The organism is Halorubrum tropicale (assembly GCF_001280455.1).
GTDB classification, from domain to species: Archaea; Halobacteriota; Halobacteria; order Halobacteriales; family Haloferacaceae; genus Halorubrum; species Halorubrum tropicale.
Genome location: NZ_LIST01000001.1, coordinates 238797 through 265169, shown reverse-complemented (window position 1 = coordinate 265169; position 26373 = coordinate 238797). Strand labels below are relative to the sequence as shown.

Annotated in this window: 25 protein-coding genes; 11 read left to right on the top strand and 14 right to left on the bottom strand. The window is 71.9% G+C overall.

What is annotated here, in order from left to right; translation table 11 throughout:
- Window positions 1-46: 46 nt before the first annotated feature.
- The 3 genes from AMR74_RS01145 to AMR74_RS01135 all read left to right on the top strand — a co-directional run bounded on the left by AMR74_RS01145 (window position 47) and on the right by AMR74_RS01135 (window position 1696).
- Complete coding sequence (locus tag AMR74_RS01145) at window positions 47-253, top strand: hypothetical protein (RefSeq protein ID WP_053770242.1); 207 nt, start codon at window positions 47-49, stop codon at window positions 251-253.
- 146 nt (window positions 254-399) lie between these two features.
- A complete protein-coding gene (locus AMR74_RS01140; protein WP_053770241.1) occupies window positions 400-1014 on the top strand; it encodes a VOC family protein in 615 nt (204 codons plus the stop codon).
- A gap of 1 nt (window position 1015) precedes the next feature.
- Entirely contained in the window at window positions 1016-1696 is a 681-nt protein-coding gene (locus AMR74_RS01135) for an alpha/beta hydrolase (protein ID WP_053770240.1), read from the top strand.
- Window positions 1697-1810: 114 nt separating this feature from the next.
- On the opposite strand, the gene AMR74_RS01130 is transcribed toward AMR74_RS01135, so the two are convergent.
- Genes AMR74_RS01130 through AMR74_RS01115 form a run of 4 tightly spaced genes read right to left on the bottom strand, consistent with a single transcriptional unit; the run spans window position 1811 to window position 9715 of the window.
- Entirely contained in the window at window positions 1811-3856 is a 2046-nt protein-coding gene (locus AMR74_RS01130) for a SpoVR family protein (protein WP_053770239.1), read from the bottom strand.
- Window positions 3853-5241, bottom strand: a complete 1389-nt coding sequence (locus AMR74_RS01125; protein ID WP_053770238.1) for a DUF444 family protein — start codon at window positions 5239-5241, stop codon at window positions 3853-3855. Before AMR74_RS01125 ends, AMR74_RS01130 begins: the two co-directional genes overlap by 4 nt.
- Window positions 5232-7637 carry a kinase anchor protein gene (locus tag AMR74_RS01120; protein ID WP_053770237.1) on the bottom strand — a complete coding sequence of 802 codons (2406 nt, stop codon included), beginning with the start codon at window positions 7635-7637 and terminating at the stop codon, window positions 5232-5234. Before AMR74_RS01120 ends, AMR74_RS01125 begins: the two co-directional genes overlap by 10 nt.
- Window positions 7638-7639: 2 nt before the next feature.
- Window positions 7640-9715 (bottom strand): PrkA family serine protein kinase, encoded by a 2076-nt coding sequence (locus AMR74_RS01115; RefSeq protein ID WP_053770236.1) that lies wholly within the window; start codon window positions 9713-9715, stop codon window positions 7640-7642.
- 463 nt (window positions 9716-10178) lie between these two features.
- Between AMR74_RS01115 and AMR74_RS01110 the strand changes: the two genes are divergently transcribed.
- Window positions 10179-10919 carry a DUF1028 domain-containing protein gene (locus tag AMR74_RS01110; protein WP_053770235.1) on the top strand — a complete coding sequence of 247 codons (741 nt, stop codon included), beginning with the start codon at window positions 10179-10181 and terminating at the stop codon, window positions 10917-10919.
- A 10-nt stretch (window positions 10920-10929) separates the two neighbouring features.
- Here the strand turns inward: AMR74_RS01110 and AMR74_RS01105 are convergent, their stop codons facing one another.
- Window positions 10930-11766, bottom strand: a complete 837-nt coding sequence (locus AMR74_RS01105; protein WP_053770234.1) for an endonuclease/exonuclease/phosphatase family protein — start codon at window positions 11764-11766, stop codon at window positions 10930-10932.
- Window positions 11767-11874: 108 nt separating this feature from the next.
- On the opposite strand from AMR74_RS01105, the gene AMR74_RS01100 reads away from it, so the two are divergent.
- The gene (locus AMR74_RS01100) at window positions 11875-12093 is read left to right on the top strand and encodes a YgaP family membrane protein (protein WP_053770233.1); all 219 of its coding nucleotides are present in this window, start codon (window positions 11875-11877) and stop codon (window positions 12091-12093) included.
- Window positions 12094-12121: 28 nt separating this feature from the next.
- On the opposite strand, the gene AMR74_RS01095 is transcribed toward AMR74_RS01100, so the two are convergent.
- Window positions 12122-12604 (bottom strand): RNA-binding protein, encoded by a 483-nt coding sequence (locus AMR74_RS01095; protein WP_053770232.1) that lies wholly within the window; start codon window positions 12602-12604, stop codon window positions 12122-12124.
- Window positions 12605-12750: 146 nt separating this feature from the next.
- Between AMR74_RS01095 and AMR74_RS01090 the strand changes: the two genes are divergently transcribed.
- From AMR74_RS01090 to AMR74_RS01080, 3 genes are all read left to right on the top strand, one after another.
- Window positions 12751-13365, top strand: coding sequence for a 2Fe-2S iron-sulfur cluster-binding protein (locus AMR74_RS01090; protein WP_053770231.1), 615 nt, complete (start codon window positions 12751-12753; stop codon window positions 13363-13365).
- 84 nt (window positions 13366-13449) lie between these two features.
- Entirely contained in the window at window positions 13450-13788 is a 339-nt protein-coding gene (locus tag AMR74_RS01085; protein WP_053770230.1) for a hypothetical protein, read from the top strand.
- Window positions 13789-13924: 136 nt separating this feature from the next.
- Window positions 13925-14260, top strand: a complete 336-nt coding sequence (locus AMR74_RS01080; RefSeq protein WP_053770229.1) for a NifU family protein — start codon at window positions 13925-13927, stop codon at window positions 14258-14260.
- A 36-nt stretch (window positions 14261-14296) separates the two neighbouring features.
- Here the strand turns inward: AMR74_RS01080 and AMR74_RS01075 are convergent, their stop codons facing one another.
- The 3 genes from AMR74_RS01075 to AMR74_RS01065 form a co-directional block, all read right to left on the bottom strand.
- Window positions 14297-18181: a glycoside hydrolase family 97 catalytic domain-containing protein gene (locus tag AMR74_RS01075; protein ID WP_053770968.1), complete on the bottom strand. Its 3885-nt coding sequence runs from the start codon at window positions 18179-18181 to the stop codon at window positions 14297-14299.
- A 182-nt stretch (window positions 18182-18363) separates the two neighbouring features.
- Entirely contained in the window at window positions 18364-19848 is a 1485-nt protein-coding gene (locus tag AMR74_RS01070) for a DUF402 domain-containing protein (RefSeq protein WP_053770228.1), read from the bottom strand.
- A 2-nt stretch (window positions 19849-19850) separates the two neighbouring features.
- Window positions 19851-20243, bottom strand: coding sequence for a DUF7532 family protein (locus tag AMR74_RS01065; RefSeq protein WP_053770227.1), 393 nt, complete (start codon window positions 20241-20243; stop codon window positions 19851-19853).
- Between the two features lie 165 nt (window positions 20244-20408).
- Between AMR74_RS01065 and AMR74_RS01060 the strand changes: the two genes are divergently transcribed.
- The gene (locus tag AMR74_RS01060; RefSeq protein ID WP_053770226.1) at window positions 20409-21419 is read left to right on the top strand and encodes a PrsW family intramembrane metalloprotease; all 1011 of its coding nucleotides are present in this window, start codon (window positions 20409-20411) and stop codon (window positions 21417-21419) included.
- Window positions 21420-21446: 27 nt separating this feature from the next.
- On the opposite strand, the gene AMR74_RS01055 is transcribed toward AMR74_RS01060, so the two are convergent.
- The 4 genes from AMR74_RS01055 to AMR74_RS01040 form a co-directional block, all read right to left on the bottom strand.
- On the bottom strand, window positions 21447-22424 hold the full coding sequence (locus AMR74_RS01055; protein ID WP_053770225.1) for an ROK family protein: 978 nt from the start codon (window positions 22422-22424) through the stop codon (window positions 21447-21449).
- An 87-nt stretch (window positions 22425-22511) separates the two neighbouring features.
- Window positions 22512-22970 (bottom strand): universal stress protein, encoded by a 459-nt coding sequence (locus tag AMR74_RS01050; RefSeq protein ID WP_053770224.1) that lies wholly within the window; start codon window positions 22968-22970, stop codon window positions 22512-22514.
- A 182-nt stretch (window positions 22971-23152) separates the two neighbouring features.
- Window positions 23153-23536: a DUF5611 family protein gene (locus tag AMR74_RS01045; RefSeq protein WP_053770223.1), complete on the bottom strand. Its 384-nt coding sequence runs from the start codon at window positions 23534-23536 to the stop codon at window positions 23153-23155.
- A gap of 90 nt (window positions 23537-23626) precedes the next feature.
- On the bottom strand, window positions 23627-24694 hold the full coding sequence (locus tag AMR74_RS01040) for a DUF7093 family protein (protein WP_053770222.1): 1068 nt from the start codon (window positions 24692-24694) through the stop codon (window positions 23627-23629).
- Window positions 24695-24854: 160 nt separating this feature from the next.
- Between AMR74_RS01040 and AMR74_RS01035 the strand changes: the two genes are divergently transcribed.
- Window positions 24855-25169 carry a 2Fe-2S iron-sulfur cluster-binding protein gene (locus AMR74_RS01035; RefSeq protein ID WP_053770221.1) on the top strand — a complete coding sequence of 105 codons (315 nt, stop codon included), beginning with the start codon at window positions 24855-24857 and terminating at the stop codon, window positions 25167-25169.
- Window positions 25170-25352: 183 nt separating this feature from the next.
- Here AMR74_RS01035 and AMR74_RS01030 read toward each other — a convergent pair whose 3' ends face one another.
- Complete coding sequence (locus AMR74_RS01030; protein WP_004599158.1) at window positions 25353-25547, bottom strand: cold-shock protein; 195 nt, start codon at window positions 25545-25547, stop codon at window positions 25353-25355.
- A gap of 185 nt (window positions 25548-25732) precedes the next feature.
- Between AMR74_RS01030 and AMR74_RS01025 the strand changes: the two genes are divergently transcribed.
- Window positions 25733-26323, top strand: a complete 591-nt coding sequence (locus AMR74_RS01025) for a hypothetical protein (protein ID WP_053770220.1) — start codon at window positions 25733-25735, stop codon at window positions 26321-26323.
- Window positions 26324-26373 lie beyond the last annotated feature (50 nt).

Below are 26373 nucleotides of genomic sequence, written 5' to 3'. Positions count from 1 at the left end.
GCATTTTCACCGACAACCACTACTCGGCGGGACCGCTACGGGGCCTATGACTTCGACAGCGGAGAAGGTACGACAGCTCGCGCCCCACTGGGCGGTGATGTTCATCGTCATGTTCGTCGCGCTGGCTGGCGTCGAGCGCCTCGCCGGCGAGGTCGGGCTCGCGGCGTCGCTGGTGATCGTCTTCGTCATCGCCGTCGCGTATCCCGTCGCGGTCCGGGCGCTCGGCGTCGCGCCGCCCGTCTGGCGGCGGTGACGGCGGGCCGCCGCGGTCGACGGTCCCGCCCCGCCGGGTGTGCGTCCGCCGACTGACGCCGCGGCGGTCGACGGATAACACCGGTGTCAGCCGGTCACCGTCCCGTCCCTTTCGTTTTTATACGGCTCGGCCGCCTTCCGATCGGTATGAGCGACGAGAACCCGGCGGCCGTCACGCCGGAACTCCCGGACGCACCGTTCCACACCAGCGGCACCGACCACATCACGGTCTGGGGGAGCAACCAGGAGGACACCCTCGCCTTCTACCGCGACCTGCTCGGGATGCCGCTCGTGTTGCGGCAGCCGAACCTCGACGACCCCTCGCAGACGCACCTGTTCTTCGACACCGGCGACGGGCGGATCCTCACGGTGTTCGTGAGCGACGAGCGCGCGTCCGCGCGCGGCCAGCGCGTCAGCACGGGCGCCGTCCACCACCTGTGTTTCAGCGTCGAACCCGACGAGTACGAGGACATCATGGCGGCGCTCAAGGAGGCGGGCAAGGGGTACAACGTGTTCGACCGCGGCATCTTCCACTCGATTTACACGCAGGACAACAACGGGCTCGTCGTCGAGCTGTCGGCCGACAAGTACGAGATCCCGGCCGACCGGAAGGGCGAGGTGCTGGCGACCGCGCAGCGCCTCCGCGAGGAGGACGACGCCGACTTCGCGCAGGACCGTCACATGGAGGGGGCCCTGGAAGAGCTCGGCCTCCCGGTGAACAAGCACGACCTACCGGACGCCGACGCCGGCGTGGGGGTCTGAGATGACCGGGCGCGACCCGGGTCCGCACGCGGGCGACGACCCGCACGGCGACGAGCCGCTGGTCACGGCCGGCGCGTCGCTCGACGACGCGGCCGCGGCGCTCGTGCTCGTCCACGGCCGCGGCGCGACCGCCCGCAGCGTCGTCGACTTGGGCGAGCGGCTGGCGGGGGACCGAGAGGTGGCGATTCTCGCGCCCGCGGCCGCCGGCAACACCTGGTACCCGAACTCCTTCCTCGCGCCGGTCGCCGACAACGAGCCCGGGCGGAGCTCCGGGCTGCGAGCGGTCGGCGCCGCGGTCGACCGCGCGGTCGACGCCGGGATCGCCCGGGACCGCGTCCTCGTCGGCGGCTTCTCGCAGGGCGCCTGCCTCGCGAGCGAGTTCGTCGCCCGCAACCCGACCCGCTACGGCGGGCTCGCCGTCTTCAGCGGCGGGCTGATCGGCGAGACGGTCGCGGTCGACGGCTACCTCGCGGCGGGCGACGACCCCCTCGCCGGCACCCCGACGTTCGTCGGGTGTAGCGACATCGACCCGCACATCCCCGAGGAGCGGGTCCACGAGACGACCGACGTGCTGGAGGCGCTCGGCGCCGACGTCGACGAGCGGATCTACGAGGGGATGGGCCACGGGATCAACGACGACGAGGTCGCGGCGGTGTCGGAGCTGGTCGCGTCGCTGGCGTAGCTCGCCCCCGTTCGTCACGAAACGTCGCGACCGACGGCCGCAGCGCCGGCAGCGCCGCCGCGAACGGCCCGCCGACAGGTCCCGATCCGCGGGGGCTCGCGGCGGCTCTCCCGCTCACGCCAGCCAGTCGTCGGGCTTCGTGTCGTAGTCCGCCTCGTCGGCGGCGATCCGCGCCTCGATCGCGTCGTCGAGGTCGTGTTCGGTCACCTCGCCGCCGTCGTACTGGAAGCGGACGCCGACCTCGGTGCCCTCGGGCTCCTCGCCGCGCCGCTTGGCGCGTCGGACCTCGCCGTCGTCGTACTCGACGCGGATCGTCGCGAGGTTCACCGGGCGCCCCCACAGCTCGAAGACGCGCTTCAGCGTCGCCCTCGCGCGCTCCTCGTCGAGCGCGACGCCGTTGTACCGGTGCCCCAAGAGCAGTTCGCCCCGGTTCCGGAAGTTCCCGTCCAACACGACGATCGTCGGCTTCCCGAAGTTGGTGAACCGGAGGAGCAGCTTCTTGCGCACGTCGTCGGCGTCGACGCTGGCGACGCGGTGCTCCCCGGCGGCCCGGCTGTACTCGTAGGTGAAGTAGTTCCCCTCGCGGACGAACTCGTCGGTGAGGAACGCGTCGATGAACGTCACGTCGTTGTGGCTCTCGCGCACCTCGAACATGCGCTCCCAGCCCGCCCCGCGGTCGACGTCGTCGATCGCGGCGGCCACCGTCTCGTACCGGTCGACGTCGAACAGGTACCGGGCCTGCTCTTCGAGCACCTCTCGGGAGACGTCGCGGAGCGCGCCCCGGTGTTCCGGCCGCGAGAGGACGTAGTGACGCTCCGCGAGCCCCTCGCGCGTGAGCAGCTTCCACGGGTACCGCTCGACGTCGATCCCCTCGGGCCCGTCGCCGGCGGACAGCGCCCGGTCCACCGCTTCGCCGTCGACTCGCGGGTCGCCGTCGGCGGCCATCTCGGCCAACTCGTCCAGCGTCGCCGGGCCGGCGCCCGCGATCGCCGGGTGGGGTTCGAGCAGGTCGGCGACCTCGTCGAGGTCGATCCGGGAGTGGAAGTTCTCCGGGGTCACGCCCTCGACGCGGAGCAGCTTGTCGAGCACCTCGCGACGCGCGGCCCGCAGCTCGACGTGCGTCCACAGCTCGAACCCGAGCTTGTAGGGGTTGAGGCCGGGCGAGCCGAGCACGCGGGCCATGTGGTCGGCGTACGTCAGGAACTCGTCGGGCCCGGCGAACCCCTCGCCGCCCATCATCACCGACTCCCAGTACGTCGCCCACCCCTCGTTCATCACCTTCGTCTGCTTCTGTCCGGCGAAGTAGTACGCCTCCTCGCGGATCGCGTCGATGACGGTCGTCTCCCACGGCTCCCGGTCGACCGCCTTCCCGCTCTCGGGGTCGTACCGCTTGCCGTGGTCGCGCAGGAACGCGAGCACGTCCGGGCGCGGCGCCTCCGGCTCGACTCCCTCCCCGCGCGCTTCGAGCCACTCGTCGTCGAACACGTCGCGGCGCACCTCCTCGGAGAGGTCGAGGTCGTCGATCCGCGCCTCGATCGCCGCGAGCGGGTCCTCGTCGCCGTCGCTCACGTCCGCGGCGATCCCCGGGTCCGCCACGGAGCGGGCGGCGTCGACCGGGCTGTGCTGGTCGATCGTGTCTTCCAGGGCGCTCACGGCGTCGATCAGCCGCTCGACCTCGTCGCGGTCGACGTCCGTCCGCCTCGCGATCGCCGCGATCCGGTCCGCGTTGCGCTCCAGCCGCGCCGCCGCGTTCGGGCCGTCGTCGCCGCGGTCGGCGTAGAGCCCGAACCACTCGTTGTTCGCGAAGAAGTCGGCGTGCGCCTCGACGTGGGTGATGACGGCCTTCTGGTCGGCCGCCGAGTTCGACTCCTGGAGGAAGGCGTGCGCCGGGTCGTCGTTGTTGACGATCTCGAACGCCTTCCCCAAGCCGTGGCGGTCCTTCTTCCGCTGGCGCTCGTAGTTCATCCCCCACCGCCAGTGCGGGTAGCGCCGCTGGAACCCGCCGTAGGCGATCAGCTCGTTCATCTGATCGTGGTCGACGATCCAGTACCGAACCGGGTACGGCTCCAGTCCGAGCCGCTCCGCCAGCTCGCGGGCCTCCCGGGCGGGCTCGTCGAGGGCCGCGGCCTCGCGTTTCGCCTCGACGCGGTCGTCCCTCATCGCCGGTCACCCCCGTCGGTCCGCCCGCGGGCGGCGGGCCCGCCGCGGCCCGCGCCGCCGTCGCTCGACGACTCGGTGCTGAGGATCTCGTAGATGGCGTCCGTCACGTCGTCCGGCTCCGAGACGCGCGCGACGGCCACGTCGTCGGCGTCGGCGAACGCGGCCTCGACCTCGTCGGCGTGGCGGGCGTTCGCGGCGCCGTCGCCGGGCTGGGTCTCGACGTACGCCTGGAGGTTGGCGTCGATCGACTCCATCGCCGGGATCACGTTCTCCGTCGTGTCGCTGCCGGCGTTCTCCGAGTCGCCCGCGGCGAACACGTACCGGTTCCACTCGCTGTACGGGTACTCTTCGAGGAGCTCCTCGACGAGGTCGTACGCGCTGGAGATGCGGGTGCCGCCCCCGGACTGGATCCCGAAGAACTCCTCGCGGTCGACCTCCCACGCCTCCGCGTCGTGGACGACGTAGCGGAACTCCGCGGCGTCGTACTTCCCGGTCAGGTACCAGTCCATCGGGGTGAACACCCGCTCGACGAGCTCGCGTTTCGTCTCGCGCATCGAGCCGGACGCGTCGCGGACGTTGATCACGACGACGTTGCGCTCGCGCTTCTCGATCACCTCCGGGTGACGGAACCGCTCGTCCTCTCGGCGGAACGGGACGCTGTCGAGCCCCTCGCGCCGGATCCGCTGGGTGACCGGCTCGCGGTCGACCGCCTCGTCGAGCGCGTCGAAGCTCTCCCAGCGGTCGAGCGCCGCGACCGGCTCGCCCCGCTCCTCGGCGAGCGTCGCGGCCGCGTCGGCGATCCACGCCCGGGAGACGGGGATCCCCTCGCCGCGCGCCCACGCGAACACGTCGTCCACGTCGGCGCCGTCGACGAACAGTCCCTCGCGGACGTAGTCGCCGTCGAAGTCGGTCGCGAGGTGCCGCTTCAGCCCGCGCTTGAAGAACTCGTCGACGTCGAGGGTGCCGCGCGGCCCGGAGCGCGCGGTGTCGGTGAAGTCGCCCTCCACCTCCTCGACCACCCGCTTCCCCTTCGGTTCGAGGTCGAGCCCGAGCGCCTCGTCCAGCTCGCGGGCGAACTCCTCGGGGTCCATCTCGTAGTACTCGTGGTCGCCGCCCTCCTCCCCCGGGTCGCCCTCCTCGTCGCCGTCGCCCGGCTCGGGGTCGACCGGCTGGCCGGGCTGCGGCTGGCCGTCGCCGCCCTGCCCGACCCCGCCGGCGGAGCGCTGGTCGTACTCGAACGACGGGAGGTCGACCACCTTGATCGGGATCCGGATCCGGTCGGCGTCGGAGCCGCCGAGGTCGCCGTGGCCGATGAACTCCGCGAGGTCCTCCCGGCGCGTCTCGCCGACCTCGCGGAACCGCTCGCGGTCCTCGGTCAGTCCCACGGGTCGTCACCCCCGTTGGAGCCGGCGCCGCCGTCCGGCGCCTCGCCGTCGGCGTCCCCGCCGTCGACGTCGGGCCACTCGTCGCGCACGTCCGCCATCACGGCGCGGCTCGCCAGCTCCGCGGACGCGCGGCTGTACCCGCGCTCGCACAGGCGGTCGATCGTCTCGGCCTTCACCCGCTCGGTCTCGGTGTCGGCGGGCGGGTCGGACCACGCCGCGGGGTCGAGGTCCGGGAACCGCCGCTTCACGTCCGCGAGGTCGTTCGCGTCGATCACCGCCTTCAGCTCGGGCACCTCCCCGAGGTCGACCTCGTCGACGCTGAACTCCTCGCCGCGGTTGCGCCACGCGTACCGCGTGAGTCCGCGGATCACCCGCTCGCGCCGGAAGCGCTCGACGTCGCGGCCGGGCTCGGTCCCGCGGTACTCGTCCTCGTCGAACCGCCCGAGCGTCTCCGTCTCGAACACCTTCATCGCGAGCGGGTCCGGCGCCGCGTCCTCGCGGTCGCGCGCCGTCGGGTCCGCCTCGTCCCACGCGTACACGTGCTCGACGTACTCCGCAACGGTCTCGGTCGGGACGGTCTCCTCGGCGAGCATCGCGTCGATCACGTCCTCGCGCTGCCGCTCGCGGATCCGCGCCGCGACCGGCCCGCGGCGCCCCTCGAACTCCGCGGCCTCGGCCCGCGAGAAGACGGGGGCGTCGGCGAGCCCGTCCGCCATCGCGTCGAGCACGTCCGTCGGGGTGACGACGCGCTCGACCGGCAGGTCGGGGTGGCTCCGGTCGGCGGTCGTCGCGAGCAGGTCGGCGACCGCGTCGCGGGCGTAGGTGACCGGGATCCCGTTCCGGCCGTCGCCCGCGGCGAGGTCGACGTCGTCGACGGTCACCGCGTCGTCGCCGCGCCGGACCTCGCCGGTCTCGTACAGCGTCGCGGTCTCGATCAGGTCGAGGTCGCCGGGGAGGTCGTCGCCGTCGAGGCGCGTGACGACCGCGTACAGCGCCGCGGCCCCGATCGCGTGCGGCGCGACCTCGCGCTCGACCGCCCTCCCGTCGGCCTCCCGGACCTCGATCGACAGCGGCGCCGCCCCCGGGTCCCGGGCCCCCTCGTCGGGAGCGCCCCCGCGGCCGACGCCGGACGGGTCGGCGGCGCCGCCGGTCGCCTCCTCGACCGCGGTCGCCCCGGCGATCTCGCGGCGGAGCAGCCGCGCCTCCAGCCGGCGGTTCGTGAGGTACCGGAACTCGTGTTTCGAGAGCCGGCGCTTCAGGGCCTTCAGCGGGTCGGCGTCGCCGCGTTCGGCGTGGCGGTCCAGCTCCGCGTCGAGGTCGGGGTTCGAGATGACGACGAGCTGGGTGTCCAAGTCCATCCCGATCCCCTTGTCGAGCTTCACGCGCCGCTCGTCGGGGACGTTGAGCAGCCGCCGGAGCAGGTCGGCGTGCTGGCTCGCGTCCTCGACGACGGTGGCGACGCCGTTCCCCTGCGAGAGGACGCCGTCGTAGCTGAACGCCTGCGGGTTCTTCCGCCCGCGGGAGTCGAGCTCGCGGAGCATGCCGCCCATCCACGAACCGACGAGCCGCTCTTTCGCCGTCCCGTCGTCCTCGGCGTGGAGGACGCCGATCCCGCGCCCCACGTCGACCACGTAACTGGTCACGCGGAGGTGGTCGCGGTCGGTGATCGCCGAGAAGAGGTCACGGCGCCCGCGCTCGCGGTAGGCCGACTCCAGGTGGTCGTACGCCTCGCGGCTGAACGGGTCGAGCTCCACGTCGGCCGCGACGGGGTAGGCGTCGTCGTCGACCGCGTCGGCGATCGACTCCCGGACCGTCTCGGGGAACACCGACAGCGGGTGCGACTGGACCGGGCTGCGGTACCACTCCCCGGCGTCGCCGCCGTCGCCGTACGAGAGCGACGCGGCGCCGCCGCCGCCGACCCCGCCGGCGCCCGAGACGTTCCACTCGACGGTGTACCGCCGGCCGGCGTCCGTCTTCGAGAACGCGCGGAGCCCGTTGACCAGGCACCGCTTGAACTCCGACTTCCCCGTCGCGGTGGGGCCGTCGATCCAGACTATCGTCTCGTCGTTGCCCCGCCCGGTCGCGGCCGCGCGCAGGTCGTCGACGAACCCGTTGAGCGCGCGGGTGTTGCCGAGGACGGCGTGTTCGCCGTCGTTCGCCGGGTCGTCGAAGAACCGGTATCGGTCGAGCGTCTCGCCGCGCTCGCGGACCTCGCGGGTCCCGTACGACTCGACGGCCGCGAGGACGTACCCCGCACCGGACGCGGCCGCGGTCGGGTGCTCCAACACGCGGTCGACGTAGGACGCGAGGTCCATCGGCGGGTCGTACGCTCCCCGGAGGGCCTCGTCGGCCGCGCTCCGGAACCGCTCGCCGCCGGATCTGGTGCGGTCGCTCATTTTCAGTCCCCGTCGTCCGCCATCTCCGAGCGCGCGACCGCCGCGCCCGCGTACTCCAGCACCTCCGCGGCGCCGTCCTCGGAGTAGCCCCGGTCAACCAAGGCGTCGACCCACGCGCTCCGGTCCTCGTCGTCGAGGTCGGTCGCGGACACCAGCGCCGAGAAGTTGATGTTGTGCTTCTTGTCCTCCCACAGCTTCCGTTCGAGGGCCCGGCGGAGCCGGTCATTCTCCTGCGGGTCGAACCCGCGGCCCTCGCGGGCGCGTCGGGACACCCAGTTCGACACCTCCTGCCGGAAGTCGTCCTTCCGGTCGGAGGGGACGTCGAGCTGCTCTTCGACGGCGCGCAGGAACGTCTCGTCCGGCTCCGTCTCCCGGCCCGTCAGATCGTCGTCGACGGTGTCGTCGTCGATGTACGCCATCACGTGGTCCATGTACTTCTCGCCCTGCCGGCGGAGCTCGTCGACGTCGTACGCCAGCGCGTGGCGCACGTCCTCGATGGCGCGCTCGCGGTACTCCTCGCGGACCAGGTCGAGCAGGCGCTCGTAGCGGTCGAGGTCCTCGGCCGCGATCGACCCGTGGCCGCCGAGGTTCGCCTCGAAGTGGTCGAAGACGGACAGCGGCGAGAGGTGGCTGCGGTCGCGGTGGGTGGCGTCCATGATCGCCTCGGCGATCTCGTCGCCGACGAACCGCGCGGAGATGCCGTCCATCCCCTCGCCGATGTCGGCGGACTCGGCGGCGTCCTCGCGGAGCTTCCGCCGGTCGATCTCCTCGTCTTCCAGTTCGCCGTTGTACGCCTTCGCCTTCTCGACGAGGGTCACCGTCTCGTCGGTCGGCTCCTCTAAGCGGGTGAGCACGCCGAAGAGCCCGGCCATCTCCAAGGCGTGCGGCTCGACGTTGACGTTGGGCACGTCGGCGTTGGCGAGCATCTTCTCGTAGATCTTCGCCTCGCTCTCGTACTCTAACACGTACGGGTAGTCGATCCGCTTGGTGCGGTCGTTGAACGCCTCCATCTTCTCGTCGCCGGTCTTCTCGCGGTACTCCGGCATGTTCGTCCGACCGACGATCACCTGGTCGATGTCGATCCGCGGGTTGTTCTTCGGCTTGATCGTCGACTCCTGGGAGGCGTGGAGGAAGTCGTAGAGGAACTCCCGCTGGAGCTTCAACAGCTCCTCGCCGGAGAAGAGCCCGCGGTTCGCGTTACAGAACGCGCCGGCGTAGTCGAACGCGCGCGGGTCGGACTCGCCGTAGACGGCGAGCTTCGCGTAGTTGACGTCGCCGGTGAGCTCGGTCTCGTCCTGGTTCTTCTTGTCCTTCGGCTCGAACGTCTCGATGGACTGCCGGCGGTTCTCGTCGGCGACGAGCCGGACGACCTCGACGTGCTCGTCGAGGACGCGCTGGAGGTCGTCGTCGTAGTGGGCGAGCAGCTCGTTCAGGTAGAACTCCGAGGCCGGGTCGGGGTGCTGCTCGTTCCGCAGCGTGTAGGGCGCGTCGAGCCGCTCGTTGAGGTCGTCGATCACCGCCTGGCGCTGCGGCCTCGGGAGGAGGACGAGCGGGTCCTGGCTCATCGGCGAGCGGACCACGTCGTCGTCCGGGTCCTGGTCGTCGATCACCGAACAGAGGTCGACCCAGCGGAAGGTGTACATCCGGCCGGCGTCCTCGCGGGTGTACGCCTCGAAGTAGCGGCGCACCAGCCAGTCGAAGTGCGACTTGCCGGAGCCGACCGGGCCCAAGAGGAGTTTGATCCGCTTCTCGGGGCCGAGCCCGCGGGCGCCGGACTTCACCTTGTTGACGAACTCGTGGATCGCCTCGTGGACCTCGCGGCCGTAGAAGACGTTCTCGCCGTCGTGGAGCGGGTCCTCGGCGGCGAGCGCGTACTCGACGACGCCGTGTTCCTCGTCGTAGTGCGTCCCGTAGTGGTCGAACATGTCCGCGACGCGCTGGTGTGCGTTCCGTGCGATCTCGGGGTCGTCGTACAGCGCGTCGAGGTACCAGTCGAACGAGCGCGCCGCTCTGAGGTCGTCGGGGACCTCCGTCCGGTACTCCTCGCTGAGCCGTTCGAGCGTGTGTCGGTCTGCCATCGTATCACGTTCGCTCGGACCGCGAGGCGGTGTCGCCGGCGTGCGACGCGACGGCCGGAGCAGCGGCTCTCCGTGCGCGTGTCGGCAACTCGTCGAGCCGCGAGCGGCGCGTCGTCGGAGTGCGCGTCGGTGCCGGTGGACGCCTCGCCCGTATCCGAGGCTATATATGTGGGAGGGATTGGCACGGATAAGTATGTCGCCAGTTGACACCCGCCGCGATCCGTTCGGGGCCCTCGCCCTCGTCGGATCCGGCCGGTTCGCCGACGGTCCGTCAGTCGGTCTTATCAGCGGCTCGTGAGATCGACGGCGGGGGCGCGTCGCGACCCCCCGCGAAGCCCTCGCGCGCGGTCCGGACGCGGCGGGGCGCGTCGCAGTCGCGGTCGCCGCTCGCGAGCGCCGGCCGAGAACCGGAACCATCGGCCCCGGAGGGCACCCTTTTGCGAGTCGCCGCCGCAGACCCGGTGTGACGTTCAGCATCTGCGCTCGCGAGCGGTACACCGACGAGGGCGGCGACGACCAGATCCGGTTCGGCGTGGCGGTGACCACTCGGCTGCCGGGCGTCGGCACGCTGTGCCCCTTCGCGTCGTCCGACGGCGCGGTGGCGACCCAGTCGCTCGTCAACGTCGAACTGGGGCGGAAGGGGGTCGAGTACCTCGGGGACGGGCTCGCCGTCGACGACGCCCTCCAGGCGCTCCTGAACGCCGACGAGGGGAGCGCCCAGCGCCAGCTCCACGGCGTCGACGCCGACGGGACGTTCGCGTTCTCCGGCGACGAGTGTAACGACTGGTACGGCCACCGCGAGGGCGAGAACTACACCGTCGCGGGCAACCTCCTGACGGGCGAGGACGTGATCGCGGACACCGCGGCCGCCTACGAGTCCGACGCGCACGGCGACGCGCCGCTCGCCGAGCGCCTGATCGACGCCCTCGCGGCGGGCCACGCCGCCGGCGGCGACAAGCGCGAGGACCTCGAGGTTCAGTCCGCGGCGCTGCTCGTGCGGAACACCGAGGAGGAGGCCGACGATCCCTACTACAACGACCTCCGGGTCGACGCGAGCGAGACGCCGGTCGCGGACCTCCGCGAGACGTACGAGACCGCCAAGCGCGGCTACGAGACCATCTTAGAGAAGTACGCCGAGGAGGAAGCGGCGGACGACGAGAGCGACGACGACGGGGGCGCGGCCGACGACGCGGCCGACGAGTAGCGGGCCCTCGCTACACCGACAGCCGCGCGAGGATCGGCAGGTGGTCGGAGGGGTACCGGCCGCGGTCGTCCCGGTCCGCGAGGGTCGCGAACGCCTCGACCGACACCGCGGGCGAGACGAGCGCGTGGTCGATCCGACGGCCGTCGATGAGGCGCGCGAAGTCGGTGAGGCTCGTCTCCGGCCCGTGTCGGAGGTCCGCCTCGGCCGCGGCGTCCCGGAGCGAGGGGGCGTCGCCCGACGGAGCGCCGTCTTCAACGCCGGACTCGTCATCGAGGAGGATCCCGTGCGGGTCGGAGCCCGGCGTGCAGTTGAGGTCGCCGACGAGGAGGAGCGGCGCCCTCGCGTCGGCCCCGCCCTCGTCCGCCGTCGCTACCGTCGGTAGCCGCTCGCGGAGCAGGCGCGCAGACTCGCGCCGCGCGCGGGCGCTCACGTGGTCGAAGTGCGTGTTGACGACGCGGAGCGCCGCGTCTCCGCCGACGGCGCGCACCCGGGCCCACGTCGCGATCCGCGGGTGCGAGGCGCCCCACCCGGTCGACGGCTCGTCGGGGGTCTCGGAGAGCCAGAACGTCCCGTCGTCGACGACCTCCCAGCGGTCGCTCCGCGCCGCGACGGGGCACCCCTCGCCCTCGCCGTCCGCCTCGCGCCCGCGGCCGACGAACTCGTACTCCGGGAGCCGCTCGCGCAGGTCGCGCCGCTGCTCGGGCAGCGGCTCCTGGAAGGCGGCGACGTCGGGCCGGTGAAACCGAACGAGCCGCCCCACCGCGTCCCGGCGGTCGTGCCAGGCGTCGTGGTGGTCGCCCCGGTTGGCGTAGCGGACGTTGTAGCTTAACACCCGGATCGCGGTCATTACCTCGGGTCTCGCGGGCGGGGGGATTAAAACGCGGGGAGCGTCCCGCCCGGCGGGCGCCCCCACCAGCACAGGGCATTTATCGCCGCCGAGGCCCGGTGGACGAGTATGGAACGCAACGTCGGTCGGATCGACGCCCTCGTCCGGGTCGTCGCGGGGGTCGCCGTCGCGGTCCTCGCGGTCGCCGTCGCCGTCGGGGCGGTCAGCGTCCCGGTCTTCTCCGCGGTCGGCCTCGGGGTGATCGGCGTCGTCTTGATCGTCGAAGGTGCCACCCGCCGGTGTCTGCTGTACCGGGCGCTCGGGATCGACCGCTGTCCGGTCGACTGACGCTCCGACCGCCCGCGGGGCGGGCCGGTCAGACCGAGAACTCGTAGAGGTCGTCGCCGACGTGGTGGATCGACCGGACCACCTTCCCGCTGTCGCCGACCATGTCGTCGCCGTCGGCCAGCGCGCGGCCCACGGCCAGCACCTTCCCGTGGGTCTCCTCGGCGATCACGACCAGGTCTCCCTCCCGGATCGTCTCGTCGGCCTCGACGATGCCCGGGCGCATCACGTCGGCGCCGTCGGAGACGAACGAGATCGCGCCGGCGTCGACGGTGACGACGCCGGTCTCCGGGTCGAAGTCGTTCGCGCCCCGAACGGTGAGGAACGGCTCGTCGTCGTCGACGTAGAAGACGGCGGGGTCGCCGTCCACCAAGACGAGTTCGTAGCCGGCGTCGACGAACTCCACGAACTCGAAGGTGTCCCCCTCGATGTCGACCCCGAGGTGGTCGGCGACCGCCTCGCGGATCGCCGTGATCTCGTCGCTTCGGAGGTGGTGCCGGGATTTCACTTCCATGCGCGTCCCGTCGACCGCTCGGCCGATAAATGGACCGCTCCCCGCCGTGGCGGTCGGCGATCGCTTCGCGCTGCCGCCCCTGAGGCCGGTCTCGACTCGTTGGACCGATCAAAACGGCCTTAAACCACCTCTCCATATCACTTCGTATGCTCAACCCACTGGCGATCGTGCTCGTGGCGATCGTGAACCCCCCAGCGATCGTGCTCGCGGCGGTCGCGACGCTGCTCGTGGTCCTTGTCACCTCGGTGAAGGGGACAGGGTGGGAACCCACGACCGACATCTCGGAAGAAGTCCTCGAACACCGCGCGTCCGCGGTCCCCGAGACGGAGTTCCCCGAGCCGGGTAACCGCGCCGTCGGCGGCGGTGGCGGCGGCGGGGCCATCCCGGCCGGCGGCGCCGAGGGCGAGGAGAGCGAGCTCGAAGAGGGCGGCACCGTCAGCTCCGGCCCCGGCGACATCCCCGAAGACGAGGTGGAGTACTTCGAGGTCGAGTTCGTCAAGCAGGGGGAGACGGTCGAACTCTCCAACGACAAGCCCATCCTCGACCAGGGCGAAGACGAGGGGTGGGACCTCCCGTACGCCTGCCGGCAGGGGCAGTGCGTCTCCTGTGCCGGCCGGATCGCCGACGGCCCCTCCGAGGACTTCGTCGAGCACGACAACCAGCAGATGCTCGAAGAGGCCGAGATCGACGACGGCTACACGCTCACCTGCGTCGCCTACCCCCGCGACTCCTTCAGCATCGAGACGGGCGAGGCGCCGTAGCACCGCGCTCGCACTCTCTCTTCCGTCTCCTCTCACCGCGTCCGCTCGCGACACCCTTTTTCGCGTCTCGCTCCAACCGATCGCATGACCGTCACCACGGCGCTCGTCGGCGGCGGCGGGGCCGTCACCGTCGCGCTGATCGCCGCGGCCGTCTACCGCGACGCCGCCCGCGTCGGCGTCGACCTCGGCTCGCCGGCGACCTGGGCCGCGCTCGTCGTCCTCACCGGCGGCGCGAGCCTCGTCACGTTCGTCCTCGTGCCCGACGCCCCGCTCCCCGGCGTCCTCGTGTTGACCGTGCTCGGCCCGCTCCTCTACCTGCTCGAACGCGACGACTCGATGAACGGCGACGCCGCCGCCGACCCCACCCAACTCCCCAGCCAGTCCGGGGAGTCGGCGGACCCGGGCGACGACCCGGAGCGATAGCGGGCGACGCGGACGCGCCCCGTCGCGGTCCCTCTCGGCGCCGTTCCGTCTCATCGACGATGACACAGTTCCTTTCGGCGCGGCCGCCGGCTCCTAAACCGCAACTTTCCATACCGTCGGCGATGTATGAGGGGTAATGAGCGACGAGAGCGACGAGAGCCTTGCGGACCGGGTAGAGCAGTGGATGGTCGGACAGATGCCGATCATCCAGATGCACGGCGGTACGAGCGTCGTGCGCGAGGCGGACCCCGAGACCGGCGAGGTCGTCGTCGAGCTCGGCGGCACCTGCTCCGGGTGCGGCATCTCGAACATCACCGCCGACAACATCCGTCGCGACCTCATCATGGACTTCGAGGAGGTCGACGACGTGACCGTCCGGACCGCCTCCTCCGGCGACAACGGCGCGTCCACCGTCGAGGGCGGCCGCGGCGGCGAACTCAAACACGAGACCGAGTCCGCGAACCACTTCTGAACGCGACGGGCGCTCTCGTCGCCTCTCTCTTCTCCCCTACAGCGGCGTGAACGGCAGCGACGCGAGCGTGTCGGCGTCGTAGGCGAGCGCGTCGGACTGCGAGACGCCCTCCGGCGTGATCATGTCGATCACGCGGGGCGCGTTGCCCGCCGCGCCCTGCTTCGCGCCGCCGAAGACGAACCCGCCGGCGTCCTCCTGGACGTCGCGGAACGAACCGAAGTCCTCCGAGCCGACGACCGGGAGGACTTCCCAGTCGGAGATGTCTACTCCGCCGAGGGCCGCCTTCGGAATCGAGACGATCGCCACGTTCGCGCCGAAGCTGGCGAACGTGGTCGGCGAGCCGAGCCCGTTCCCTTCCGCGTCGACGATCCCGGCGCTGAAGCCGCTCGCGTCGACCCGGTACTGCCACGGCTCGGCGAACTCGGCGGTGATCCCGAGCCCCCCGAGCTCCGTCGTCCGTCCGCCCTCGGCCGACGGATCGCGCAGGTACACGACGAAGTAATGCGGCGAGAACGTCCCGCCGAACGTGTCGTACAGGTTCTCCACCTCGAAGGCGAACCGGTACTCCTCGTCGGTCTCCAGGACCCGGAACGAGCGCAGGTCGAACGCGCCGTCCTGGAACGCGCCGTCGGTCGGGTAGACGTACTCGCCGGGGCCGTCGTCGTCGCCCTGCGGGTCGGTGAACTCGGCGACGAGGTCGCCGGGCGCGACCGTGACGGTCTCCGACGCCAACTCGGTGCCGCCGTCGGCCTCCCGGACGGCGACGTCGAACGTCCCGATCCGAGATATGCTGAATCCGAGGCCCACCGTCGCGTCAGTCGAATTCGGAGGCAGTCGGACGTTGTCGAGCGCGGCGACATCCCCGTCGACGGTGACCTCGACGGTCGTTCCGCCCACGAAGGCGGCGTCGTTCGACCCCGTCGCGGTGACGAACGATTCGCCGAGGTCGGCCTCGTCGGCGATCGACGCCGAAAACGTCTGCTCCGGCCGCTCGTACTCGGGGAGCCGCTTGACCTCGCGGCCCCGCGCCGGGCGCAGTTTCACCGCCGTCCCGCCGCTCGGCGCGAGCGACGCGAGCAGGGTCGCGTCGGGCGTGACGACCGCCTCGTCGATGCGGACCTCGGTCGGGTCGCGATCGACGCCGGTCCCGACCGCGTCGGAGTAGATCTCCGCGACGTACTTCGGGCCGTTCCGGCCCTTCCCGCGGCCGTTTCCGTTTCGCTTGCCATTCTCCTTGCCGCGGCCCTTGCCTTTCCCCTTGCCACGGCCCTTGCCCTTCCCCTTGCCGCGCCCCGGCGCGTTGCCGGCGTTGCCGGGGGCGTCGCCGGAGTTCCCCGGCGCGAGGAAGTCGAGCGGCACGTCGACCGCGCGGCCGTCGCCGTCGGTCATGGCGCCGACGTACCACTCGTCGCCGCGCCGCCGGGCGATCGCGAGGTAGTCGCCGATCGCGGAGCCGACGACGCGCGTCTCGTCCCAGCCGGCGGCCGGGACGGACTCGATGAAGCCGAACTCGGGCTCGGCCTCGAAGTTCTCGTTCTCGGGGACGTACCCCTCGTACTCGGCCGGGACCGGTGACGGCTCGCCGGACTCGGTGACGGCGACGGCGTTGAGGTTGAACCCGCCCACGTCGCCGCTGAAGCCGTCGTCGCCGCTCTCGTAGTCGAGCTCGATCGCGACCTCGTTGTCGCCCGCGTCGAGCTCGACCTCGGTCGTGAACACCTGCCAGTCGTCCCAGTAGTCGGTGAAGTCGGGCTCGATGGTCTCCCGCGCGTCGTTGACGCGCAGCGTCGCGCGCGGCGTGCCGGCGTCGATCACGCGGCCCGCGTTCTCCTCGGCGTCGCTCGCGTAGCGCAGGTGGAGGTCGTACGTCCCGGCGCTCGGCACGTCCTCGACCGCGAACGACACCGACGACCCGCTGGGCGCGCGGTTGGGGTCGACGGCGACGAAGTTGGTGCCGAACGCGTCCCGCCAGGAGTCGTCGGTGACGAGGCCGTCGAGGTCGCCGGCGGCGGCCTGGAGCGCCTCCCCGACCCCGAACGTCTCGTCGACGTACCCCTCGATCCGGTCGGCGGCCATCTGGAGCCCGCTGAGGTACGTCGGGTACATCGCGAGCTGCTTCGCCCGCGTCGTCTGGATCTGGTCGCCGCGGTCGTCGCCGAACGTGATGTCGAAGATGCCCGGCTGGTAGCTCACCGGGCCGGCGAGGTTCCGCGTGAACGGGAGCGTGACGTGGTGGTCGCGGCCGACGTTCGAGCCGAGCTGGCCGAACCCGTCGTACTCTTGGGCCTTCACGACCTCGCGGTTCGCCACGTTCGGGTAGGTGCGGATCTCGCCGGTCGGCTTGATCCCCTCGTGGATCTCTAACAGCTGGCGGTTCGCGGCCGCCTCGCGGATCACGAGCCGGTGGTGGTTCACCGCGAGCTGGTTGTGCTGGTTGTGGGTCGGGTCGGCGCCGTCCCCGTCGATGCCGAGCCCGGGGTCGGAGACGTACCCGTTCTTGATCGAGTTGATCCCCTCGGCCTCGTAGCCCGCGAACACGTCCTCGTCGAGGATCGCGGCCTCGTACTGCGGAATGTTCCCCGCCGTCTCGTTGTGGATCGTCATCTCGACGGGGTCGGGGAGGTTCGCGCCGTAGCCGGTCACCTCCGGCACGTCGAAGTCGGGATAGGAGTCGTCGACGCCGAAGCCGAACCCGGTGCCGTCGCCGGGGTAGGTGTCCCAGCCCTGGTTCCACCCCTCGACGAGCACGCTGTCGATGCCGTTCTCGCTGGCGAAGCGCATGTACCGCTTCATCCGCTCGGTGCGCGCGCCGTGGACGTACGCGGCCGGGTTCCCGCCGTCGTTCGCAACCTCGTCGTCCGTCTTGTACTCCCAGTTCGCCTGCCCCGCGATCATCGTCCACCAGATGCCGACGTACTTGCGGGGCTCGATCCAGTCGGTGTCGGGCGCGCCGCCGGCGGTCGGCAGCGCCTCCTCGTCGAGCGGGTCGGAGAGCAGCGGCACCAGCTGCGACTCGATCAGCTCGCCCGGCCGGTCGACGACCTGGATCGTCCGCCACGGCGTCGCCGCCGGGAGATCGAGCGAGGCCCGCGACCCGTCGGGCAGCGGGGTGAGCTCGGTCGCGAACGCCGTCCCGCCGCCGTCGCTCCGGGGCGCGAGCGTCGCGGCCGCGTAGTCGTCGAGGTTCGCCTCGTGGACGCTGAGGTACGCGTCGCCCGCGTCCACCGTGAGCGGGGTGTGCGCGCCCTCTCGCATCGGCGTGCCGTTCGGTCGCCGGTTCTCGACCCCGCCCGGGATCTCAGACAGCGGCGTCTCGGCGTACTCCTGCTCGAACCGGGGGTTCGTCACCGCGTTCGCGATCCACCAGGCGTCGTAGTCGTCCGCGAAGTCGACTCCGGTGTTCTCCGCGTCGATCACCGCCTTCTCCGAGTTGCTCGCGAACTCCTCGCGCAGCACCGTCCGGAACCCGATCCCGTCGTCGAACACGCGGACCTGGAGGGTGGCGGTGCGGCCGTCCTCGGCGGGGGAGCCGTCGGCGGCCGCGTCCGCGAGCCCGACGCTGAGGGCGTTGTACTCGGCCTCGACCTCGTCGTAGGCGCCCCACACCGGCTCCCACTCCTCGGTCGAGACCGCCCGGATCGTCCCGGTGACCGCGACCGGCCCGTCCGCCCCCCCGGCGCTCGCGCCGAACGCCGACTGGTTCCGGAAGTCGAACCCGAGCCGCGACGGGCTGACGTAGCTCGTTCCGTTCCGCGCGACCTCGTAGGTCGGGACGCCGTCCGAGACGTCGACCGTCACCGCGATCGACCCGTCCGGCGATTCGATCGTCTGAACCGGGTCGTCGGCGTCGTTGGCCACCGGCGCGGCGTCGTCGGCCGACACGTCCCGCGAGTAGGCGGCCGCCGCCACAAGCGCCCCCACGCTCCCGAGGAAGCCGCGGCGCGTCGTCCCGCTCGACGTTTGCTGTGATCGTTTCTCACGCATTCCGTCAACACCGTGTATATGATGAACAATAATGCTATTGTAACCAATCGAAGTGATTGGATTTCGAAACGACCGAGTCGACGCCCCCGTCGATCGCCGTGCCGTCCGCGGATCGGTCGCTACAGCGCGTTCTCCAGCGCCGACGCGACGCGCCGCGCCTTCTCGGCCAGCGGCTCCGGCGTGCGCCCCGCGGCGACCGACTCGTCGAGTTCGTCGTCGTCGACGCGCTCGACCGTCCCGTCCGGCCGCTTCACCACGTCGACGTGGAGGTCGACGTAGCGGGCCGCGTCGGGGAACACCTCGACGGGCGTACAGACGTTGACGTACGTCCCGCGGACGCTCCCGTCGCGGCCGCGATACGTCGTCGGGTACCACCAGCGCCCCTCCTTCAGGCTCGTCTCGGCGACGTCGCCGGCCACGCGGTCGACCCCGAGCCCGTCGTAGGTGCCGCCGCCGCTCATCTCCCGCTCGACGGTGACGGTCCCGTCGGGGTCGACCCCCGTGACGGTCGCCTCGCCGAGGGTGATCAGCCGCCCGTCGGGCTTGCCGTGGTCGATCCGGAGCGCGTCGCCCTCCCGGGGCCCGAACGCGTCGCTCACGACCGCGAACGGGAACTCGGCGTCGGGGTCGGGGTCACAGAGCGCCTCCGCGAGGTCGACGCCGGCCGAGGCGTCCGCCGAGCCCGCCTTCACGCGGTGGTGGCCCGGCATCGTCGCGGTCGCGCCCCGGCGCGCGTCGTCGAGCCCGAACCGACTCTCGCGGCCGAACCAGACCCAGACGCCGGCGTCCGGCGCGGCGACCGGCGCGTCGCGGAGCCGCCCCCGGTCGTCGAGGACGCCGACCCCGGACCCCGTCCCGTCTGCCGACGCGGCCGCGTCGCGCAGATCCTCGGCGGCGTCGACCGCCGCGTCGAGGCCCGCGCTCAGCGCCTCGGTGTCGGCGTCGACCGCGGGGGGTCGCCACACCGCGCGCCACCCGTCCGGCGGGTCGAGGTCGAGCAGGTCGAGCATCCCCGACAGCTCGCGGGCGGCCTCGTCGTCCCGGACGTCGACCCGCGTCCCGGAGCCCGGTTCGAGCGCGACGAGGTCGCCGCCGACCCGCAGCTCCCCGGCGAGCTCCGGGCGCCGGTCGGTCCACGGCGCCGCGGACTCGCGCACCTGGACGCGGACCGCGTCCCCCGTCTCCACCCGGGCGTCGACCGCGCCGTACGGGAGGTACCCCTCGGCGGCGGTAGCGGGCGCGCTGGCGGCCTCCCCGCCCTCGCCGCCGACCCGGAGGTCGACGACGGCGCCGCCGCCGAGCGTTTCCGTCACCTCGCCGTCGAGGACCGCGCCGGGCGGCGTCGGGTCCGCCCACGCGAGCGCGTCGCGGCCGGCGTCGACCAAGAGGTCGCGGACCGCATCGAGCGCGTCCGGGTCGCCGTGCGCGCCGACGCCCTGCCGGTCGTCGCTCGTCTCGACCCGGACGTCCGGCGGGTCGGTCCCGAACGGGGCGTCGAACCGCCGGCGGATCGGCGGCGAGGCGTCGACCACCTCGTGACCGGCGTCGAGCAGGCGCGCGGTGAGCGCCGTCGCGTAGATGCCGCGCACGCGGGCCCGTGCCATCGTCACAGCTCTCCGCGCTCGCGCGCGAACCGCACCCGGTCGTTCACCGTGTCGCCGAGCGAGAGCTCGACGACGACCGGCTCGCCGCCGTCGTCCTCCCGGAGGATCCGCCCGCCCTCGACCGGGACGCCCCAGCCGTCGAGCGAGAGGTAGCCGCGGAGGTCGCTCCCGTGAGTGAACAGGTCGACCTCGGCGGTCGGGTGCTCCTGGATCGCGTCCGCGCTGTGGGCCATCTCCATGTCCGAGTGGTAGGGGCCCTCCGCGCCGAAGAACGACCGGAGGCGGTCGGCGTCCCGCGCGACGAGTTCGGCGACGCGGTCCGAGGCGTCCGCGACCGCGTCCGCGTCCAGCCCGGCCTCCCGGAGGGCGCGCTGGACCCGAGGATCGAAGTGCATACCCCGCATTCGGGCGCCGCCGTTTCAATCCTGTCGGCCGCGTCGCCCCGCGCCCCCGGTTCCGATCCACCGCCGCCGCGCGGTCCGGGCCGGCGCCGCCTTCGGCTCCCCGCGAGTCTTCCGCCGACACCGACGGTTAAGTCACCGCGGGGGTAATCCGCTCGCATGCCATCCGAGCAGGACCCGATCGCGTCCCGGGCCGACGACGACCGCGACCTCTACGACGTCGCGACGTGGGAGGAGCGGACCTCCCTCGACGGGCTGTCGGTCGCCCTGTACTGGCTGCTGACGCGGTCGGCGAAGGCGGGGGTCGTCTTCGTCGCCTTCGTCGGTCTGTTGGCGATCCTCGGCTCGTTCGGGCTGGGGCTCATCTTCGATCCGGCCATCGCCATCCTCCTCGGGCTCTCCGCCGTTCCCGCCCTCGGCCTGGCCGCGTACGTGTACCGGTCCGACGTGACGACCGCCGAGCCGCTGTCGCTGCTCGTCGCGACGTTCCTGCTCTCCATCCTCACCGCCACCTTCGCGGCGATACTGAACAGCGTGCTCCAGCCGTACTTCCGGCCGTTCGGCTTCCTCGGACTCGTCGTGTTCTTCTTCGTCGTCGTCGGCCCGATAGAGGAGACGGTCAAGCTGCTCGCGGTGCGGCTGTACGCGTACACCGACGACCGCTTCGACGCCGTCATCGACGGGGCCGTCTACGGCGCCCTCGCGGGCCTCGGCTTCGTCGTCATCGAGAACTTCGTCTACATCGCCCAGAACGTCGACATGGGGGAGCTGTCGGTGGGCATCGCGACGCTCGGCGCGGGCGACGGCATCGCCGCCCTCCGGGCGCTCGCGGGCCCGGGCCACGTCGTCTACTCGGCGTTCGCCGGCTACTACCTCGGGCTCGCGAAGTTCAACCCGGAGAACCGCGGCCCCATCATCGTCAAGGGGCTCGTCCTCGCGGCGGCGATCCACGCGCTGTACAACACGCTCGTCGGTCCGGTCACCGGCGTCGCCTCCGGCCTGCTCGGCCTCCCGCAGGTCGTCGCGCTGTTCGGCTTCGTCCTCGTGTTCCAGGGCACGTTCGGGTACGTCCTCCTCCGGAAGATCCGGCGGTACCGCGACGCGTACCTCGACACGCGCGACGCGGTGGGCGAGGACGTGGCGCCGGAGCTCGACGAGTTCGAGCAGTAGTCAGCGGACCGGGACCCCTCGCCGCCGTCAGGGCCGCGCCTCGACCCGCGAGCGGTCGCCGGTGCCGTCCGTCAGCGCGCTCGCGAGCGCTCCCTTCACCACGACGTCGTCGCCGAGGTCCGTGAGCCGCACCTCCGGGACGTTGATGAACACCATCTCCGGGAGCTTCTCGCGGATGGGGTCGAGGACGCGGTCGGGGTTGTTGAGCGCGACCGCGCCGCCGACGCTCACGACGAGCGGGGCGTACGCGTGGATGACGTTGGCGATCCCCATGGCGTTCCAGTGGGCGACCTGGTCGATCACGTGGTCGGCGAAGGTGTCCTCGCCCGCGGCCTCGAACACGTCGACCGCGGAGAAGTCGGGGTCCTCGATGGGGAGGCTCGTCTCGATCGGGTCCTCCTCGTGCAGCTCGCGGGCGTAGTTCGGGATGTTGTTCCCCGAGCAGTACCCCTCCCAGTGGCCGTCGAGCCCGCAGCCGCAGGTCATGAACCCGTGCGGGTCGACGGTCATGTGGCCGACCTCGCCGGCGTTGCCGTCCCATCCGGAGAGCACGTTGCCGTCGACGGCCACCCCGGCGCCGATCCCCGAAGAGATGGTGAGGTACACCATGTCGTCGGGGTTGCGCTCGGAGTGGAACCGCTCGCCGATGACGCCCGCGATGGTGTCGTTGTGGAGGTACACCTCGTCGGTGTCGAGCAGCCGCCCGACCGGGCCGACGAGCGGGATGCGCTCGACGGTGTCCGGGAGGTTCGCGGGGCCCTGGACGACCCCCTCCGCCAGGTCGAGCGGGCCGATCGATCCGATCCCGGCCGCGACCGCCTCGTTCGGCGCGATCCCCGCGTCGGTACAGGCTCCCCGGACCACCTCCAAGACGGCCTCGGTGACGGCGATGCCGTTCGGTCCTCGCGGGGTGCCTCGCGACGCGGCGCCGAGGACGGCCGCGGTCTCGTCGCCGACGACCGCTCGGACGTTCGTCGCCCCGAGATCGACGCCCACGTAGTACATCGGGTGTAAGCGCGACCCCGTCTCACTTAAGCGGGACGCTTCGGGCGGTCGAGCGGGGGTAAAGAAGCGCGGCGGCGCGAAACCGCGTTACGAGGCGGTCTCGCGGACGAACGTCACCGGACACGGCGCAGAGAGCATGACCTCCTGGGCCGCGCTGCCGAAGACGGCCTTCCCGGTCGGCGAGCGCTGCCGCCCGCCGACGACGACGCGGTCGGCCTCGACCCCCTCTGCGGTCTCGACGACCTCGGTCGCGAGGTCGCCGACCGCGCCGCGGATCGAGTGTCGCACGCCGGCCGCCGAGAGGAGGTTCGAGAGCTCCCGGGTGGTCCTGTGTCGCCCCGCGACCGCGTCGGGCGTCGCGTTCTCCGCGTCCGCGTCGAAGCCGAGCCGCGCGCGCGTCTCGTCGAACTCCTCCTCGTCGAACACGTGGGTCAACACGACCTCGGCGTCCGCCGGCCCCGCGAGCGCGATGAGCTCGTTCGCGAGCCGCTCGGTCCGTTTCTCGTCTGCGCTCCCGACCGCCAGCACGACCGTCTCGATGCTCATACAGGCCTTTCGTCCCCGACCGAGTTAAGATTGGTGGAGTTTTAACTCGAATCTGAATAAACATTCGCCCGATCGATCCTGACACTCCCGCCGGCGCGCGGCGTCGCGACTAACGGCCGATCGAACGCGAAGCTGACGGCTCCTGGAACGGGGCGTCGACGAGAAACGGCGGCGGGGTCCGGTCAGTAATCGGGGGCGTCGTCCTCGACTTCGCGCTTCAGCGAGTCGCGGCGGGACTTCGCGTCGCGGCCGGTCGCCTCCAGGAGGAACTCGTTTTTCGCGTCGACGGCGTCGGCGGCGGCGTCGGCGTTGCCCTCGGCGATGACGTCCTCGGCGGGCCGCTCCTCGAAGTGGACCGCCAGCTTGTCCTTCTTGCTCCCGTACTCGGCGGCGCCCGCGACGATCCGGTCGAACACCGGGTTGTCGGGGTCCGAGACGACGTACAGTTCGTGGCCCTCCCACTCCTCGGTGCCCGTGACCTCGCCGAAGTACTCCTCGATGGAGCCCTTCAGGTCCGGCATGCGGTCGTCCAGATGCTCGCCGCGTCGCATCTTGTACTCCTTCATGCCGCGACCGTTCGACAGGCCGGCGTAAACCAGTTTCGTCACGGCCGCTCGGCGGGTTCGGCCGGCAACGCGACGCCTTTTACCGCCCGACTACCGCGGCCGCTCGTCGACGTACCCGCGCTTGCACTCCGGGCAGATGTCGCCCGCGCGCATCGAACTCCCGCCGGCGGCCCGGACCATCCCGCACTCGGGGCAGTAGTACTCCGTCGGCTCGTCGTCCCCCATCGTCTCCAGGTCGGGGCTCTCGCCGCGGGTGATGCCGGTCTCTCCCGGGTCGCCGGCGTCGAACGAGACCGCCTCGCCGTCGTCCGGCGCCTCGACGTACTCCGTCTGCTCCCCGTCCTCCGGCCGATCCGCGGCCTCCGGGGTGAGCCCGTCGCCGAACTCCACCTCGGCGTCGCCGCCCTCGCCGACCTCCGCGCTGAACCCCTCGTCCTCGCCGCCGTGGTCGGGCCAGGCGGTCGACCCGCCCGCCTCGGCGTCCGCCTCGTCGACGGACGGCCACGCGCCCCGCTCCCTGTCGTCGTCGGCGTCCGCCGTCCCCTCGTCGAGGATCACGCCGTCGTCGGTCTCGGCGTCCGCCTCGTCGGTCGGCCGGTCCTCCGGCTCGGCGTCGGCCGCGGACGACGACGCGGCCGCCGACTCCCCGCCGGCGTCCAACAGCTCCGCGTCCTCGTCCGCCGGGTCCGACTCCGCCGCGGCGTCCGACGCGCCCGCTGCGCTCGGGTCGGCCGGGCCGTCGTCGCCCCGCGGCGGCTCGGCCTCGTCGTCGCCCGCCGCGCCGTCGTCGAGGATCACGGCGTCGTCGCTCCCGGCGCCGGGCTCCTCGTCGAGCGTCAGTCCCTCGGCGCCGGCCGCGGCGCCGTCCCCGTCGACGGTCCCCGGCGCCGCCCCGTCGCCGGCGTCCGGCGCGGGACCGCCCCCCGGCGTCGCGGTCGCGCCCGCGTCGCTCCCGGCGTCCGCGTCCGCGGCGGCCTCGTCCGCCAGTTGCTCCATCGTCGTCACCTCGGTGTTTTCGCTGACGATCTGCGTCTCGCCGCAGCGAGCGCAGGTCTTCACCTCCTTGACGGTCGTGACGACCTCGTCGCCCTCCTCCTCGCGCTCGCGCCGGAGTTCGGGTTCGCCGAAGTCGTGTCCGAGCAGACACCTGAGTCCCATTGTGCCACCCTGCGGTGCCGAGGGTAAAAAACGCCCCGTCGGCGTCCGACGCTCGGCACACGACCGGTATCGCCGCCCGACGCCGGCGTCCCGTCCGGGTCCGGCCTCGCGCCCCGCGGACACAGACTCTTTGTGGATCGCTCGCGTACCCTCCGTCGACATGCCTACTGTATCCTACAAGGGCGAGGAAATCGAGTGCGAGGAGGGCGCCAACCTACGCGACGTGCTCAAAGAGGCCGGTCTCTCCGTCTACAACGGCAAGATGGAACAGCTCAACTGCCGCGGCGCCGGGTCGTGCGGCTCCTGTGCGGTCCAGGTCGAGGGAGAGGTCAGCGAGCCGAGCAAGAAGGAGCGCGCCCGCCTCTGGCTCCCGCCGCACCACCCGAACCACGACGTCCGCCTCGCCTGTCAGACGAAAGTCGAGGGCGACGTGACCGTCACGAAGGGCCGCGGGCTCTTCGGACAGCACATCTGAGCGCGGACGCGCCGCTCTCGCGGACTCTCTTCGAGGCTCGACGGCGCGCGACGAGCGGCGCGCTGGTCGAGGCTGAAATACGGCCGCAGCGGACGTGAGCCCGCGACGCGGACGAAAACGTTTGGTACCGTGTGTCAGAGTCGCGTTCGGCGCCAGCCGGACCGACCCACCTTTCGGATCGGCTTACTGCCGAACGACGTTGGTCGCGCGGGGGCCCTTCTCGGAGGACTCGATGTCGAACTCGAGCTCCTGGCCCTCTTCGAGGTCCGGGCCGCCGACGTCTTCCATGTGGAAGAACACGTCGTCGTCCGCGTCGTCAGTCTCAATAAATCCGTAGCCGCCAGTGTCGTTGAAGAAATCAACCTTTCCGGTCGCCATTGCGACTGTAGAGAGGCCCCGACCCGGGATAAGAATTGCGAGTGTACAGTTACCACGACGCTCGCTGAACGTTCGTTCTCGAAAAACCCCGCTTTCCGGGGCGAATCTTGACCGAACGACGGATTCTCGCTCCGACGCCGGTCGATCCGTCGAGTTCTCCGACGGGCCCTCCGACGCGGACGTTTATGCGTCCGGCCGCGAAAACGGCGCGTGTGTCTCACGCGCACCGAGCGGACGGCCCCGGCCTGCTCCTCCGCGAGAACGGCCCCGCCCTGCTGGTCCCGGCGGCGTGGGGAGTCGCCGCGGGAGCGGTCGTCGGCCTCGTCTCCGCGCACGCGCTGTTCGTCGCGCACGTCGTCATGAGCGTCCTGCTCGTCGCCTTCGTCGCCGCCTCGTGGCGCGACATGGCGACGGGGGTCCTCCGCGCGTGGAAGCTGGTGATCCTCGCCGGCACGCCGGTCACGGTCGCCGGCGTCGCCGGGTTCCTCGCGCGCGACGGCGCCGCGCCGGTGCTCGCGGCCGCGGTGCCGGCCGACGCGCTCCTCGCCGTCGCCTTCTACGGCTGGATGCTGCTGCCGGCGCCCGCGTTCGGCTACACGGCCCTGCGCGACCCCGACGGCCGGCGGTCGGCGGTCCACGGCGTCGCCGCCGCCTGTTCGGTCGCGGGCGCCGCCGTCGCCGCGCTCGCGGGCTCCCAGACCGGCGTCGTCGCCGGAATCGCGCTCGTCGGCCTCGGCCAGACCGCGGGGATCCTCGCGGCGACGGCGCTGTACTGACTCGCCCCGTCCCCCAGCCCGCTCCCGTCTCCCCGCCCCGACGGCCGCAC

Excerpts from the sequence above, each read along its gene's own strand:
- AMR74_RS01025 (WP_053770220.1), top strand. The coding sequence starts at position 25,733 with ATGCGTCCGGCCGCGAAAACGGCGCGTGTGTCTCACGCGCACCGAGCG.
- AMR74_RS01115 (WP_053770236.1), bottom strand. The coding sequence starts at position 9,715 with ATGGCAGACCGACACACGCTCGAACGGCTCAGCGAGGAGTACCGGACG.
- AMR74_RS01105 (WP_053770234.1), bottom strand. The coding sequence starts at position 11,766 with ATGACCGCGATCCGGGTGTTAAGCTACAACGTCCGCTACGCCAACCGG.
- AMR74_RS01070 (WP_053770228.1), bottom strand. The coding sequence starts at position 19,848 with ATGGCACGGGCCCGCGTGCGCGGCATCTACGCGACGGCGCTCACCGCG.
- AMR74_RS01060 (WP_053770226.1), top strand. The coding sequence starts at position 20,409 with ATGCCATCCGAGCAGGACCCGATCGCGTCCCGGGCCGACGACGACCGC.
- AMR74_RS01145 (WP_053770242.1), top strand. The coding sequence starts at position 47 with ATGACTTCGACAGCGGAGAAGGTACGACAGCTCGCGCCCCACTGGGCG.
- AMR74_RS01140 (WP_053770241.1), top strand. The coding sequence starts at position 400 with ATGAGCGACGAGAACCCGGCGGCCGTCACGCCGGAACTCCCGGACGCA.
- AMR74_RS01030 (WP_004599158.1), bottom strand. The coding sequence starts at position 25,547 with ATGGCGACCGGAAAGGTTGATTTCTTCAACGACACTGGCGGCTACGGA.
- AMR74_RS01035 (WP_053770221.1), top strand. The coding sequence starts at position 24,855 with ATGCCTACTGTATCCTACAAGGGCGAGGAAATCGAGTGCGAGGAGGGC.
- AMR74_RS01130 (WP_053770239.1), bottom strand. The coding sequence starts at position 3,856 with ATGAGGGACGACCGCGTCGAGGCGAAACGCGAGGCCGCGGCCCTCGAC.
- AMR74_RS01120 (WP_053770237.1), bottom strand. The coding sequence starts at position 7,637 with ATGAGCGACCGCACCAGATCCGGCGGCGAGCGGTTCCGGAGCGCGGCC.
- AMR74_RS01050 (WP_053770224.1), bottom strand. The coding sequence starts at position 22,970 with ATGAGCATCGAGACGGTCGTGCTGGCGGTCGGGAGCGCAGACGAGAAA.
- AMR74_RS01100 (WP_053770233.1), top strand. The coding sequence starts at position 11,875 with ATGGAACGCAACGTCGGTCGGATCGACGCCCTCGTCCGGGTCGTCGCG.
- AMR74_RS01090 (WP_053770231.1), top strand. The coding sequence starts at position 12,751 with ATGCTCAACCCACTGGCGATCGTGCTCGTGGCGATCGTGAACCCCCCA.
- AMR74_RS01135 (WP_053770240.1), top strand. The coding sequence starts at position 1,016 with ATGACCGGGCGCGACCCGGGTCCGCACGCGGGCGACGACCCGCACGGC.
- AMR74_RS01065 (WP_053770227.1), bottom strand. The coding sequence starts at position 20,243 with ATGCACTTCGATCCTCGGGTCCAGCGCGCCCTCCGGGAGGCCGGGCTG.
- AMR74_RS01045 (WP_053770223.1), bottom strand. The coding sequence starts at position 23,536 with ATGAAGGAGTACAAGATGCGACGCGGCGAGCATCTGGACGACCGCATG.
- AMR74_RS01080 (WP_053770229.1), top strand. The coding sequence starts at position 13,925 with ATGAGCGACGAGAGCGACGAGAGCCTTGCGGACCGGGTAGAGCAGTGG.
- AMR74_RS01095 (WP_053770232.1), bottom strand. The coding sequence starts at position 12,604 with ATGGAAGTGAAATCCCGGCACCACCTCCGAAGCGACGAGATCACGGCG.
- AMR74_RS01040 (WP_053770222.1), bottom strand. The coding sequence starts at position 24,694 with ATGGGACTCAGGTGTCTGCTCGGACACGACTTCGGCGAACCCGAACTC.
- AMR74_RS01085 (WP_053770230.1), top strand. The coding sequence starts at position 13,450 with ATGACCGTCACCACGGCGCTCGTCGGCGGCGGCGGGGCCGTCACCGTC.
- AMR74_RS01055 (WP_053770225.1), bottom strand. The coding sequence starts at position 22,424 with ATGTACTACGTGGGCGTCGATCTCGGGGCGACGAACGTCCGAGCGGTC.